The sequence below is a fragment of the Nocardioides sp. Soil774 genome, assembly GCF_001428125.1.
In the GTDB taxonomy this organism is placed as follows: domain Bacteria; phylum Actinomycetota; class Actinomycetes; order Propionibacteriales; family Nocardioidaceae; genus Nocardioides.
Genome location: NZ_LMSM01000005.1, coordinates 432,533 through 446,287 on the forward strand (window position 1 = coordinate 432,533; position 13,755 = coordinate 446,287).

Sequence of the window (13,755 nt, forward strand, 5' to 3'; positions counted from 1 at the left end):
AGGCACACGTGGCACTCGCACCAGCTCAGGACGACCTCGGGCAGGAGCTGCCCGACGTGCCGTTCAACCTGCCGTCGGTCGAGGGGCGCGAGCTCGACTACGTCCAGGACGCCGTGCGCGGTGGCCACCTCGCCTCGGGTGGCGACTTCACGCGGCGCGCGGCCGAGCTGCTCGCGGCCGAGACCGGGTCGGCCGAGGCGCTGATGACGACCTCCTGCACCGCGGCCCTCGAGCTGTCGGCGATGCTGCTCGACCTGACCGACGGCGACACGGTCATCGTGCCGTCCTTCACGTTCACCAGCACCGGTCTCGCCTACGCCCGGCAGGGCGCCGGCCTCGTGTTCTGCGACATCGAGCCGGTCACCCTCGGCCTCGACCCCGCGCACCTCGCGACGCTGCTCGACGAGCACGTGCGGGCCGTCGTGATCGTCCACTACGCCGGCATCGCCTGCGACGTCGACGGCATCCGGGCGGTGCTCGCCGACTGGCCGGACGTCCGGCTCGTCGAGGACAACGCGCACGGCCTCTTCGGCGCGTGGCGCGGCCAGCCCCTCGGCAGCCTCGGGCGCTACGCGACCCTGAGCTTCCACGAGACCAAGAACTTCGTGTGCGGCGAGGGCGGCGCCCTGCTGCTCAACGACCCCGAGGACGTCGAGCGGGCGCGGGTGCTCTACGACAAGGGCACCAACCGGCACGCCTTCATGCTGGGCCAGGTCGACAAGTACACCTGGAAGGACACCGGCTCCTCGTTCGGCCTCTCCGACGTCCTCGCCGCCTACCTGCTGGCGCAGCTCGAGATGCGCGAGGTGATCCAGGGCAAGCGTCGCGCCCTGCACGAGCACTACGAGGCCGCGCTCGCGCCGTACGTCGACGAGCTCGGCTTCGAGCTGATGCGGGTGCCGCCGGACCGCACCTCGGCCCACCACATGTTCTACGTGCTGCTGCCCGACCGCGACCGCCGCAACGACGTCCTGGAGCTGATGCGCAAGTCGGGCGTGCAGGCGACCTTCCACTACCAGCCGCTGGACGCCTCCGACGCGGGACGGTCCTTCGCCGTGCGCGAGACGCACTGTCCGGTCTCGCGCGACATCAGCGACCGCCTGCTGCGCCTGCCGTTCTGGAACAACATCTCCCACCCCGACCGCGACCGCGTGACGACCACCTTCCTCGACGCCGCGACCGCGACCCTCTCGAACCGGTGAACGACGGATCCCGGTCGGTGGGCGCCGACGCGCCCGTCCAGCGGGGGTCGTCGTCGCTGCGCCAGCAGGGCTACTGGTGGCACCGCGCCCGCTCGGACCTGCTCGACGTCGTCATGCGCCCCCACCTCGGCACCCCGCGCCGCACGCTCGACGTCGGCAGCGCCGACGCCCCGAGCGTGGGGTGGATGCGTGGCGAGCAGCAGCACGTGAGCCTCGACCTGCTGCCCGAGGGGCTCGTGCCCGGGCAGGGCGTGTGCGGGTCGGCCACCGAGCTGCCGTTCGCCGACGCGACGTTCGACGTCGTCTCGGCGTTCGACGTCGTCGAGCACTGCGCCGACGACGCCCGCGCGATCGCCGAGCTCGCCCGGGTGCTGGTGCCCGGGGGGCGGATGCTCCTCTCCGTCCCGGCCTACCAGTGGGCGTGGTCGGACCACGACGTCCAGGCCGGGCACCACCGCCGCTACACCCGCGCGCAGCTGGTCGACCTGGTCGAGGAGGGCGGGATGCGGGTGGCGCGGGCGACGTACGCCTTCACCGGGGTGTTCCCGCTGTTCGTCGCCGAACGGCTGCGCCGCCGGCTGTCTCCCCCGCCGGCCGGCGACACCCGGCTCCCCCAGGTCTCGCCGCGCGTCGACCGGGTGCTGATGGGCCTGTGCGCCGCGGACGCCCGGCTGCTGCAGCGCCGCGACCTGCCCTACGGCTCCTCGGTGCTGCTCGCCGCGGTCAAGCCCGCCGGAGCGACCCGAGCCTGAGCGACGTCCACGCGGCGAGCGCCAGGGCGCCGGTGGCGACGACCTCGGTGAGCAGGAAGACCGTCGAGGTCCGCTCCACGGCCGCGGCACCGGCCAGCACGACCACGGCCACCGCACCGGCGACGAGGGCGACGCCCCAGGCCGCCGTCACCCGCAACGGTCGGTGACCCGCCAGCGCCGCCACCATCAGCACGACGTTGGCCACCGCGAGGGTGCACCCCGCCGCGACCAGGGCTGCGACGGTCGACGACACCACCACCGAGCCGCCGAAGACCAGCCGCAGCAGCCAGGGGCCTGCGACGGCACCGACGGCCGCGGCCAGGCAGGCGGTCACGACGGTGACCACCGCCAGCGCGCGCCCCATCGCCCGGAGCCGGTCGAGGCGCCCCGCGACGACGTGGACGGTCACCTGCTGGGTGAGCTGCGGGAGTGCCCCCAGCACGACCTGGTAGGGCGCCCGGAAGAGCGCGAGGGCAGCGAAGGTCGAGGTGACCTCGACGGGCGAGCCCCCCAAGAGCGCGAGGAGCACCGGGCCGCCGGTCAGCACGCCCTGCGCGACGACCTGCCCGGCCGCGGCGCCGCCGAGGAACGCGAGCGCGCCACCGTGGGCGGTGCCCGCGTCGGCGAACCGCCAGCCCGAGGGCCACAGCGCGATCAACCCGCCTGCCGCGAGCGCGAGGCCGTGCAGCTCCGGGTCACGCACGCCGGACAACAGCAGGGCGACCACGATGAGGCAGCGCAGGCCGTTCTCGGCGACGAGGCTCACGCCGACGGCCACGAAGCGGCCGCGCCCCCCAAGCGTGCCGCGCAGCACGCCGACGGCCGCCGACCCGAGCGTCACGAGGACGACCAGCACCGGGAACCACGCGTCGTCACGGTGGAAGAGCCGCTCGCGCAGCAGCCACGTCACCACGCCGATCACGACGGCCGCGGCGACCACCACCGTGGCCACGCGCCCGGCCGCACGTCTGACCTCGCCCTCATGACCGGCCGCCACGCTGCGGGTGACCCAGTGCTGGAGAGGGAAGGTGAAGGCGGCGCTGACCAGCGCCCACAGAGTCCAGAGGACCGACACGGGCGCCGCCGCCTCGGACCCGATGCCGCGCGTGACGAGGGCGAAGAGCACGTAGGCGAGCAGCCCGCTGAGGACGGAGCCGGCTGCGAGCGCGACCGCGCCGCGCCGCGCCGCCGTCATCGCGGCCCGGTGCGGGCGAGCGGGTCGTCCGGGTCGTAGCCGGCGGCGGTGCGCAGCCTCGCGATCGTCTCCTCGCCGAGCGAGGCACGGGCGTACCACTCCCACATCGGCGCCCGGCCGACGAAGACGTAGTCGGGCTGCAGCGAGGCCCGCCACGTCATCGAGACGGTCTCCCCGACCGAGACGAGGTCGGGGCCGTCGGCGACGAGGTCGCGCCTGAACCCGTCGAGCCCGCCGGGCCAGGTGTCGTCCATGTAGTCCTGGAGGCCGCTGCGGAACATCTGGTAGCGCGTCGGGTTGGTGCGTCCGGTGAGGACGAGGGGCTGCGGGGCCTCGATCGAGGTGATGGTGGCGTCGTCGGGCAGCTGCGCGAGCACGTCGGCGGTGGCCTGTCGCTGGTCCAGCAGCGTGTCGTCGCGGGCCGAGGCGGCATAGACCGCTCCCAGCACGACGCACGCGCCCGCGACCACGGCCGTGACCGCCCATTGCGGTCGCGGCGGGAGACGGCGTACCGCGACCGCGACGGCCGCGCCGACCCCGAGGGCCGCGAACGGCAGGACCGGGAACAGGTCGGGCCACGCGTCGTAGTCCTTCAGCGTCCACGCCAGACCCGCCAGCAGACCTGTCGTCATGGCGGGCAGCGCCCGCAGCGCCGGGTACGCCGCCCGGGCGCGCGGCACCGCGACGGCGACGGTCAGCAGCACCAAGGCGACGACGCCGGCGAGCATCAGCCACACCGTGACGCCGTAGGCCGCGTCGAGGTCGAGCCAGACCCGCTCCAGGTCGGCGGTCACCGGGTTGGGCACGGTGTAGCGGCGGTTGATGACGTAGAAGCCGTCGATCGCCTCGCGCAGCGAACCCGCGAGCGCGAACCACACGGCGAGCAGGGCCACCGGCACCAGGCCGCCCACGGCCACCCGGCCCAGGGCACGCAGTCGCGCGGCGCCGCCGAGCAGGAGCATCACGGCCGCCACGACGGCGGCGAAGGTGCTGAAGAACGCGGTCTGCAGGCACAGCGTCGCGAGGCTGGTGAAGACCCCGGCGGTGAACCAGCGGCGGTGCGTGAGCGCCCAGAGGGCGACGATGACGAACAGCGTCATCGGGGTCTTCTCGCGCGGCCCGCTGGAGGCGTAGTGGATGAAGCCGTGGAAGGACAGGAGCGTCGCCGCCGTGACCAGCCCCGCCGCGCGCGAGCCGAGCAGGTCGCGGCCCAGGACGTAGATCGTGCAGACGGCGGCCGTCGCGATGAGCATGAAGACGACGCGCATCGTGACGAGCTCGTCGGTGCCGAACAGGCGTGCCACCAGGGCGCCGACACCGGGGATCGCGTGGGCGAGCGGCCCGGCCCGGTTGAGGATGCCGACGTAGGGAGGCACCCCGTCAGCGACCTGCTGGCCCGCATAGCTGTAGACGCCGAGGTCGCGGGTCAGGGCACCGTGGAAGCCGTGGAGGGTGTAGACGAGGGCCGAGACCACGCCGACCAGGAACGTGAGGGGATCGACCCGCGGAAGCCGGCCCTCCCCTGGTGGCCGGGCGGTCCAGCGCCGGTCGTGGGGAGGAGGCACGCGCCTCACCCTAGCCTCGCGTCCGAGGCGCCGGACCCCTCCCTCTGGTTCGTCGTCGAGCGGCACCGGCGCGCTCGCCATGAGCTCAGCGCGTGCGGGCAGCGACGTACGTCAGCCCGGCGCCGATGCCCACACCGAGAGCGGCACCGCCGACCACGTCGACCGGGTGGTGCGCGCCCTGCGAGACCCGCACGCCCGCAGCCACCGCCGCGCAGCCGAACAGGGACGCGGCCAGCGGTCGCGGCACGTAGGGCGCCACGAGTCGGACGGCGGTGAAAGCGATGGCGGCATGACCCGAGGGGAACGACCCGCCCTCGACGGGGGCGTCGTCACGCAGGACGGTCGGCTCGACGTAGAGGGGCCGGGGTGTGGTCCGCACCTGCTTGATGCCGACCTCCAGCGCCTTCTCCACCGGCAGGGCCAGCGCTGCGGCGAGCGCGAGCCCGCGGTGACCCGTCGCGACCGCGGCCACGGCGGTGCCGGGCAGCACCCACGGGATCCCGAGCTGCTGCACCACCCGCAGCACCGCGGGGTCGGACTCGTGGTGGTTGAGCGCGGCGAAGACCCGACGGTCGGCCGTCGGGTGCCGGTCGGCCACGAGGCCAGCCAGCACCACGGTCGCGAGCGCTGCTGCGCACTGGACCGCGTCGCCGCGCCGCCGCTCCTCGTCTGGTCCCACGACCCCATCCTCCCGCGCGGCCTCCGACGGCGCCCCACTCCTGCGGGCGGGATCAGCGCAGCGTCAGCCGCTCGAGGGCGTGGAACGCGTCGACGAACCCGTCCACCACCTGCTCGTGGTCGGGCACCAGGCCGGCGTCGGCGGCGATGCCGACGAAGACCTTGCCGTCATAGCTGTAGATCGTGAAGCTCATCACCTGGTCCGCCGTCAGCGGCGCCCAGCCCATCATCCCCTCGATCCTGCGACCGGCGACGTGGAGCGGCACCTGAGGGCCGGGCACGTTGGTGAGGACGCCGACGGCGCGGTTGGCTAGCAGGTCGACCGAGAAGCGGTAGACCCGCCTGCTCAGCCGGGACATGACCGCCTGGACGCCGAAGTCCACGACGGCCTCGTGGCCGGACTTGATGCGGCCCATGCGACGGCGTACGACGCCGAGCGTGCGCAGCGGGTCGTCGAGGTGCGTGGGCAGCTCGAGCTGCACGAGCGCGAAGCTGTTGCCCAGCTCGACGGGCAGCGCCGGGTCGAAGGGCACCAGGTTGACCGGCACGTCCCAGGTCACGCTGCGGCACACCGTCCCGTGGCCCGCGAGGTAGTCGTGCAACGACTGGGCGACGCAGGTCACCAGGACGTCGTTGACGGTGGCGGCGTGGGCCCCGGCGACGGCCTTCACGGCGTCGAGGGCGATCGGCGGGGACCAGGCGATCGCCTTGCGCTCCCCGACCGACCCGGTCCAGCGGGTGGCGTCGTTGCGGGTGCCGAGGACGAGCTTGCGGACGGTGTCCACGTCGCCCGGCACGCTGCCCAGGACCGCGCCCGCGAGCGAGCGACCGGCGCCGAGCGCGGTGTGCGCCCCGCCGACGGGGTTGGCCACGAGGGTGCGGGCGAGCCGGGCCGAGGCGCGGGCCGTCCCGACGACGCCGCCGCCTGCGGGGGCAGGCCCGACCACCGGCCCGACCACCTGCGCGGCTCCGTCGTGAGGACGTACGTCGGCGAGGGGTGGTGCGTCGGGCGCCGGGTCGAAGACGCTGAGCGTCAGCTGCACCATGCGGATGCCGTCCGCGATGGCGTGGTGGGCCCGGAACAGCACCGCGCTGCCGCCGCGGTAGCCGTCGACCAGCACGGCGCGCCACAGGGGCTCCTCACGGTCGAGCGGCACCGTGCGCCGCGACGCGATGAGCGCCTGGAGCTCGGCGTCCCCACCGGGGTCGGGGAGCACCACCCGCTCCAGCCGGTCCTCGAACCTGGCGTCCGGCCGCTCCTCCCACCACCAGCCGCCGTCGCTGCGCACCACCACGCTGCGGAAGACCGGGAACCGCTCCCACAGGCGCTCCTCCACGACGACGGTCCACGCGTCCCAGTCGATCGGCTCCGCGGTCCAGAAGAGGCTGTCGACCACCATCAGGTTGCCCGGCTCGTCCATCTCCAGCCACAGCGCGTCCTGCGCACCCAGCCGTCGTCGCTCGCCCATCGGAGCACCTCCCGGCCCCCAGCGTCGTCGGCGCCCGGCCACCTCGACAGGGGCGAAGGTCACGGGTCGCGCACCAGTTCTCGGGGCTGCCCCGCTGACGACTACGCTCGCGCCCGTGACCGCCACGCTCGTCGCGAAGGACCTGTCCGGAGGGCACGGTCACCGCATCCTGTTCGAGGGCCTCGACCTGACCGTCGCCCCCGGCGACGTCATCGGCGTCGTGGGCGCCAACGGTGCGGGCAAGTCCACCCTGCTGTCGCTGCTCGGCGGGGCTGCCGCTCCGGTGGCGGGCTCGGTCAGCTGCGCGCCGCGCGACGCGTTCGTCGGGCTGCTGCCCCAGGAGCACGAGCGCGTGCCGGGCGAGACGGTGGCGGCGTACGTCGCGCGCCGCACCGGTGCCGCCGAGGCGACCGCCGCGATGGAGGCCACCGCCGCCGCGCTCGGGTCGGACGAGCCGGGCGCCGACGACGCCTACGCCGTCGCCTTCGACCGCTGGATGGCGAGCGGTGCCGCCGACCTCGACGACCGACTCCTCCCCGTGCTGGCCGACCTCGGCCTCGACGTCGGCCCCGACGCCCTCATGACCTCGTTGTCCGGCGGCCAGGCCGCGCGCGTGGCGCTCGCCGCGCTCCTGCTGAGCCGCTTCGACGTGGTGCTGCTCGACGAGCCGACCAACGACCTCGACCTCGACGGGCTCGAGCGGCTCGAGGCCTTCGTGCAGGGGCTGCGCGGCGGCGTCGTGCTCGTCTCGCACGATCGCGAGTTCCTGGCCCGCTGCGTGACCCGGATCGTGGAGCTCGACCAGGCCCAGCAGCAGGTGACCGTGTACGACGGCGGCTACGACGCGTTCCTGGAGGAGCGGGCCGTCGCCCGGCGCCACGCGCGCGAGGCCTACGAGGCCTACGCCGACACGCGCGCCGACCTGGTCAAGCGCGCGCGCACCCAGCGCGAGTGGAGCTCGCAGGGCGTGCGCAACGCGATGAAGAAGAACCCCGACAACGACAAGATCCGGCGCAAGGCGGCCACCGAGTCGTCGGAGAAGCAGGCACAGAAGGTGCGCCAGATGGAGTCGCGCATCGCGCGGCTCGACGAGGTCGAGGAGCCCCGCAAGGAGTGGGTGCTGCAGTTCGACATCGCCGCGGCGCCGCGCTCGAGCGGGGTGGTCGCGACCCTCAACGAGGCGACCCTGGCGCAGGGCGACTTCCGGCTCGGGCCCGTCTCCGCGCAGGTCGACGCCGGCGACCGGATCGGCATCACCGGTCCCAACGGAGCGGGCAAGACCACGCTCCTGAGACTGCTCCTCGGGCACGCCACCCTCGACTCGGGCTCCGCCTCCCTGGGGGCGTCCGTCGCGGTCGGCGTCATCGACCAGGCCCGCACCACCCTTGACGACGCGCTGCCTCTCGGCGACGCGTTCGAGGCCGCCGTGCCGGCCATGACCCAGGCCGAGGTGCGCACGTTGCTCGCCAAGTTCGGGCTGAAGGCCGACCACGTCACCAGCCGGGTGGGACGGCTCTCCCCCGGCGAGCGGACCCGTGCGGCGATGGCGCTGCTCCAGGCACGCGGGGTCAACCTGCTCGTCCTCGACGAGCCGACCAACCACCTCGACCTGCCGGCGATCCAGCAGCTCGAGGAGGCGCTGGCGTCGTACGACGGCGCGCTGCTGCTCGTCTCCCACGACCGGCGGCTGCTGGAGAACGTGCGGCTCGACCAGCGGTGGGAGGTCGACGGGGGCCAGGTCGTCGTGCGCCACGCCTGAGCCGCCGCCGGGGCGATACGTTGGCGACGTGACCGCTCCCGAGCCCCTCTGGGCAGACTCCTACGCCCCGGGGGTGCCGTTGCACCTCGACTACGGCGACCGGACGGTGCTCGACCTGTGGGAGTCCGCGGCGCAGACGTGTCCCGACCGGCCGGCCCTGGACTTCCTAGGCCGGACCTGGACCTACGCCGAGGTCGACGACGAGGTGCGGCGGGTGGCCGGCGGCCTGCACGCGCTCGGCGTACGCCCCGGCGACAACGTCGCGCTCGTCATGCCCAACTGCCCGCAGAACGTGATCGCCTTCTTCGCGGTGCTGCTGCTCGGGGCGACCGTCGTGGAGCACAACCCGCTCTACACGACCGAGGAGCTCCGCCGCCCCTTCCTCGACCACGGCGCGACGGTGGCGATCGTGTGGGACAAGGTCGTGCCCGTGATCGAGTCCCTCCGGGACGGGTCGGCCCTCGAGCACGTGGTCGCGGTCGACATGACCACCCGGCTGCCGTGGCGCAAGCGGCTCGCGCTTCGCCTGCCGGTGGCAAGGGCTCGTGCCGCCCGGGACCAGCTGACCGCCCCGGCGCCACAGGCCCGGCAGTGGAGCGAGCTGTCCTCCTCGGCTCCCCTGGACGCCGCGCACCCGCGCCCGGGCAGGGACGACGTGGCTCTGCTGCTCTACACCTCCGGCACGACCGGGGTGCCGAAGGGTGTGCCGCTCCTGCACCGCAACCTCGTCGCCAACGTGGTGCAGGGCCGCGCCTGGGTGCCGGGTCTGCGGGAGGGAGAGGAGTCCTTCCTGGTGGCGCTGCCGCTGTTCCACGCCTACGGCGTGACGGTCAGCGTGCTGCTGGGCGTGGCGCTGGCCGCGAAGCTGGTGCTGCTGCCCAAGCCCGAGACCGGGCTGATCATGGACGCGATCGCGCGCGAGGTGCCGAGCTTCGTGCCCGCGGTCCCCCCGCTCTACCAGCGCATCGTCGACGAGGCCGAGCGTCGCCACGTCTCGATCAGGGGGATCCGCTACGCCCTGTCCGGGGCCATGCCGCTGCCGGCCGCCCTCGTCGAGCGGTGGGAGGGCGCGACCGGCGGGCTGCTGGTCGAGGGCTACGGACTCACCGAGACCTCACCGGTCATCGTCGGCAACCCGATGAGCACGGCCCGGCGCGCCGGGGCCATCGGGGTGCCGTTCCCCGACGTGGAGATCCGCATCGCCGACCCCGACGACCTCGACCGCGAGGTCGCCCTGGGCGAGCGCGGCGTGCTGCTGGTGCGCGGCCCGCAGGTCTTCCCCGGCTATCGCGGCCTGCCGGACGAGACGGCTGCGGCCTTCCACGACGGCTGGTTCCGCACCGGCGACGTGGTGACCATGTCGCCCGACGGGTTCCTGACCATCGTGGACCGGATCAAGGAGATCATCATCACCGGAGGGTTCAACATCTACCCCTCCGAGGTCGAGGCCGTGCTGCGCACCCACGCCGGCGTGCTGGACGTCGCCGTCGTGGGCCTCCCCCACGAGGACGGCGGCGAGGAGGTGGTCGCCGCGGTGGTCACGGTCGAGGGCGTCCCCGTGCTGCCGGACGAGCTGCGGGCCCACTCACGCGAGTCGCTGACGGCCTACAAGGTGCCGCGACGGGTCGTGTTCGTCGACGAGCTGCCCACCAACCCCATGGGCAAGGTGCTGCGCCGTGAGGTGGTGGCCCGGCTCACGGAGGCGTGAGTCCGGGCTGCACCCGGCTGCGCGCGCCCTCGCACGCGCAGCGCGACGAGCACCCCGACGAGCAGCAGGACTCCCCCCACCGCCTCGGCGAGGTTGGGCCCTCCCCCGCCTGACAGGTGCGTCGGCGTGGAGCGAGGTCGGACGTGCATAGGGTGGCCCCGACATGGGAGGTCACTGTGCTGAACGGTCCGGTTCAAGCTCGGCAAACGCTCGTGATGGTGCTGGTGGCGCTGGTTGTCGCAATGCTCCCTGGCGCCCCTGCCGCGGCCGGACAGCCACGCGTGAGCGCGCGAGTCTGTCCGGATACGGAAAGCTCGAGGGAGGTTCTCGCCTCGTCGGTGACGGTGCGGTTCACAGAGGTGGAGATGCTCCGCGTGACGCGCGCTGGGGCAGGATTCACAGCGGATGCTCGGGTGCGGAGACAGGGCACCGCCATAGCGTCCGTGAAGGTGACCACTGATGTGTGCCCGGACGGGGTGTCCAACCCCGCAACGGCGACAAGGCGGCTCAATCGGTCCGTGTCGCGCAGGGCGACGGTCCGAAACCGCACGGCGGCATCCAGATCCCTCGCGACCCATCTGGCCCTGGTGGCTGCGAAGGAGAAGGCCCGGGAGCGCATGCGCAAGGCGCTCATCGTCGCCGCGACCCGGCAAGCGAGGGACGAAGCTGCGGAAGTGTCGAGCTCCGGCCCGTAGTACGTGGGCCTCAGGAAGCCTTCCATGAAGGCCTGCACCTCGGCAGAGCCGGTCGAGCTGATCGCGCCATGTGCGGGCGTCTCCGCCGTCCTGTGTCGCCTGACCCACGACGATCGACCGCGGACTCGAACTCGGACTCGGTCAACCTCGAGCGTGACGGGGCGAAGGCCGTGCCTCCGCAGTCGCCATCGCGAAGCTCACCGAGAGCTCCCACAGGTTCATGGCGTGCTCGAAGGGACGGCCTGCGCGACGTGCGCTCAGACCTGGACGGCGGGCCGTGGAGCCTTTCGGCCTACGTGCGCCTGGCGAACTCGACCTTGTTGTCGGCGTGGACGGTCATGGCGTAGCGGGAGTCGTGGGCCAGACGGTGGTGGCGCGGGCACAACAACCGGCCGTTGGCGAGGTCNGAACTCGACCTTGTTGTCGGCGTGGACGGTCATGGCGTAGCGGGAGTCGTGGGCCAGACGGTGGTGGCGCGGGCACAACAACCGGCCGTTGGCGAGGTCAGTGAGCCCGCCCCGGGACCACGGGTCGTCGTGGTGGGCGTGACAGCCCGACGCGGACGTCTCGCAGCCGCGGGCGGTGCAGCCGCCGTCGCGCAGACCGAGGGCGATGCGCTGCGCCTTGGTGAACAACCGTGCCGCGCGCCCGAGGTCGATGGGCTGCGACTTCGGGTCCAGGACGACCGGGATGATCGCGGCCTCGCACGCCAGCCGGCGGGCCTGACCCGCGGACATGCGGGTGCCATCGTCGAGCAGCGCGGTCGCGTGCTCACCCAGCAGCTGCTCCAACGTCATGGTGACCACGATCGTGGCGTTCACCCCCGCGGTCTGCGGGGAAGCATCGACCGGGTAGCGCTCGACGTACTCCACCAGCGCCTCCCCCATCCGACGCCGCATCGGCTTCCACCCGCCGGTCTCGTCACGCAGCTCGGCCTCGGTGTGCCGCGCCGGGTTCGCCAACGCCAGCAGGTGCCGCTTCAGCATCTTCCCGACCCGGGACGGCACCGTGAACGTGCCATGACACCTCCCCAACCCGTCGTCGGCCAGGGTGAAGTCGACGGCCGCGTCGGCCCGCGACTCCTCCTCCTGGAGCACGGACTCCTCGTGGCACTCCCCCACCTCCGGGGCGACGGTGTCCAGGATCCGCTTCCCGATCTGCCGCAGCTCCCGCGCGTCGTGCTGCGCGGCGAGCCCGACCAGCATCGCCTCCGCCCTCTCACGCGTCTCGCCATCCACCCGCGCCGGGAGCGCGCCAACCGCCTCCACGATCACCCGCGCCTGCTCGGTGCGCAGCCCACCGGAGGTGAGTGCCTGCGCGACGTGGGCGTGCTCCCCCAGCGCCCGCCCCAGCGCCAGGTCACGCCGCACCGCGCCCCGGGTCACCCGGGTCTCGACGGCCAGCCACGCCGCTGAGTCCCGCAGACCCTGCTCCTCGCCCACCTCGTCAGAGGCGGCCAGCACCCGCACACTCAGCGCGTCGAGCTGGGACCGCGCCTCGGTCAACGCGACCAGCGCGGACCGCTTCTCCTCGAACGTCATGAACGCCGGCTCCACCGACGCGGCACCCTTCAGCGCGGCCCGGACGTCGGCCGCACACTCGATGATCGGATGCACTCGATCCACGGGGGCCACCTCCTCGCACGCACTCACTGGACACCGCCCAGGATCCGGGGCGAGAACGGTGAGGCATGACTGGTGGCACCATTGCCGGGTCGTCACCGGTGAGCCGCAAGGCATCCCGTCAGCACCACGACGGGGGTGCCCAGCCGCTCCNGCATGACTGGTGGCACCATTGCCGGGTCGTCACCGGTGAGCCGCAAGGCATCCCGTCAGCACCACGACGGGTTCTATGGGTGACTGTCCTGACCCCGGGGTCCTCGTCACCTCAGACGTGGGACCCGTTCCGGATCAGCGTGCTCGCCCCATCGTACGCCTGTTCGGATATGATTGCAAGGGTCCACTCAACCCCAATGGCCGGCTCGCTCGGCGAGTCAATGCGACCAGTCCGCTTCACTTGACTCGTTCGAACACTTGTTCGACGATGGACCCATGTCCTCCGCCCGCTCGATCACCGCGCTCGACCCCGGGCGTTCGGTGGTCGAGCAGCTGCGCGAACGGGTGGCCGCGATGGAGCGTAGACCCGCAGCGCAGCCGGTCGCCACCCTGCCGGTACTCGCCGACCTGGTGCCGTTGCAGGCCGGCTCGACGTACGCCGTCGACTCGGCCTCCCTCGCCCTCGCGCTCGTCGCCGGGGCCTCGCGCGCCGGTGAGTGGGTGGGGTTCGCCGGGTGCGCCGACTTCGGGGTCGAGGCCGCCGCCGAGCTCGGCGTCGAGCTCTCGCGCACCGTGCTCGTCCCCGACCCGGGCGAGCACTGGCTCGAGGTCACCGCCGCCCTGGTCGACGTGCTCCGGGTGGTGGTGCTGCGCCCGCCCGCGTCGGTGAGCGAGCGCACCGCCGGCCTCCTCGAGTCCCGGCTTCGCACGCGCTCGTCGGTGCTGGTGGTGCAGGGCGACTGGCCCCGCGCGGAGGCCCGGCTGAGCGTGGAGCGCTCCGTGTGGACCGGCCTCGCCTCGGGGACGGGACAGCTGGAGGAGCGTCGGGCGCGCGTCGTCGTACGCCGTGGGGCGCGCGCGCCGCAGCACGCCGACCTCGCCTGGCCGGGAGCTGCTCGCATCGAGGCCCGCGAGGTCGAGCGGGTCCGCGAGATCCGGGCGTCCGGGTGAGCCTGC

9 protein-coding genes and 1 pseudogene are annotated in these 13,755 nt (G+C 73.4%); 5 read left to right on the forward strand and 5 right to left on the reverse strand.

The window, feature by feature from the left end:
• The first annotated feature begins 8 nt into the window (after positions 1–8).
• Both rffA and ASG76_RS04920 read left to right on the forward strand, forming a co-directional pair.
• Positions 9–1,202 (forward strand): dTDP-4-amino-4,6-dideoxygalactose transaminase, encoded by a 1,194-nt coding sequence (gene rffA, locus ASG76_RS19015; protein ID WP_162254079.1) that lies wholly within the window; start codon positions 9–11, stop codon positions 1,200–1,202.
• The gene (locus ASG76_RS04920; protein ID WP_235529408.1) at positions 1,199–1,954 is read left to right on the forward strand and encodes a class I SAM-dependent methyltransferase; all 756 of its coding nucleotides are present in this window, start codon (positions 1,199–1,201) and stop codon (positions 1,952–1,954) included. The genes rffA and ASG76_RS04920 overlap by 4 nt, the downstream gene beginning before the upstream one ends.
• Here ASG76_RS04920 and ASG76_RS04925 read toward each other — a convergent pair.
• The 4 genes from ASG76_RS04925 to ASG76_RS04940 all read right to left on the reverse strand — a co-directional run bounded on the left by ASG76_RS04925 (position 1,926) and on the right by ASG76_RS04940 (position 6,861).
• The gene (locus ASG76_RS04925; protein WP_056600757.1) at positions 1,926–3,149 is read right to left on the reverse strand and encodes a hypothetical protein; all 1,224 of its coding nucleotides are present in this window, start codon (positions 3,147–3,149) and stop codon (positions 1,926–1,928) included. The genes ASG76_RS04920 and ASG76_RS04925 overlap by 29 nt on opposite strands.
• A complete protein-coding gene (locus tag ASG76_RS04930) occupies positions 3,146–4,714 on the reverse strand; it encodes an ArnT family glycosyltransferase (RefSeq protein WP_157558947.1) in 1,569 nt (522 codons plus the stop codon). The genes ASG76_RS04925 and ASG76_RS04930 overlap by 4 nt, the downstream gene beginning before the upstream one ends.
• Before the next feature lie 85 nt (positions 4,715–4,799).
• Positions 4,800–5,393: a phosphatase PAP2 family protein gene (locus tag ASG76_RS04935; RefSeq protein WP_056600761.1), complete on the reverse strand. Its 594-nt coding sequence runs from the start codon at positions 5,391–5,393 to the stop codon at positions 4,800–4,802.
• 52 nt (positions 5,394–5,445) lie between these two features.
• Entirely contained in the window at positions 5,446–6,861 is a 1,416-nt protein-coding gene (locus ASG76_RS04940; protein ID WP_056600762.1) for a WS/DGAT domain-containing protein, read from the reverse strand.
• Between the two features lie 115 nt (positions 6,862–6,976).
• Between ASG76_RS04940 and ASG76_RS04945 the strand changes: the two genes are divergently transcribed.
• Together ASG76_RS04945 and ASG76_RS04950 are read left to right on the forward strand one after the other, a co-directional pair.
• A complete protein-coding gene (locus ASG76_RS04945) occupies positions 6,977–8,620 on the forward strand; it encodes an ABC-F family ATP-binding cassette domain-containing protein (RefSeq protein WP_056600764.1) in 1,644 nt (547 codons plus the stop codon).
• Between the two features lie 28 nt (positions 8,621–8,648).
• Complete coding sequence (locus ASG76_RS04950; RefSeq protein WP_056600765.1) at positions 8,649–10,328, forward strand: long-chain-fatty-acid--CoA ligase; 1,680 nt, start codon at positions 8,649–8,651, stop codon at positions 10,326–10,328.
• Between the two features lie 1,102 nt (positions 10,329–11,430).
• Here ASG76_RS04950 and ASG76_RS19835 read toward each other — a convergent pair.
• A pseudogene (locus ASG76_RS19835) lies at positions 11,431–12,762 on the reverse strand (DUF222 domain-containing protein); the annotation flags it as partial.
• A gap of 312 nt (positions 12,763–13,074) precedes the next feature.
• On the opposite strand from ASG76_RS19835, the gene ASG76_RS04965 reads away from it, so the two are divergent.
• Positions 13,075–13,749, forward strand: a complete 675-nt coding sequence (locus ASG76_RS04965) for a hypothetical protein (RefSeq protein ID WP_056600771.1) — start codon at positions 13,075–13,077, stop codon at positions 13,747–13,749.
• Positions 13,750–13,755 lie beyond the last annotated feature (6 nt).

Coding starts and splice junctions, on each gene's coding strand:
- ASG76_RS04925 (WP_056600757.1), bottom strand. CDS start 3,149: ATGACGGCGGCGCGGCGCGGCGCGGTCGCGCTCGCAGCCGGCTCCGTC.
- ASG76_RS04940 (WP_056600762.1), bottom strand. CDS start 6,861: ATGGGCGAGCGACGACGGCTGGGTGCGCAGGACGCGCTGTGGCTGGAG.
- ASG76_RS04965 (WP_056600771.1), top strand. CDS start 13,075: ATGTCCTCCGCCCGCTCGATCACCGCGCTCGACCCCGGGCGTTCGGTG.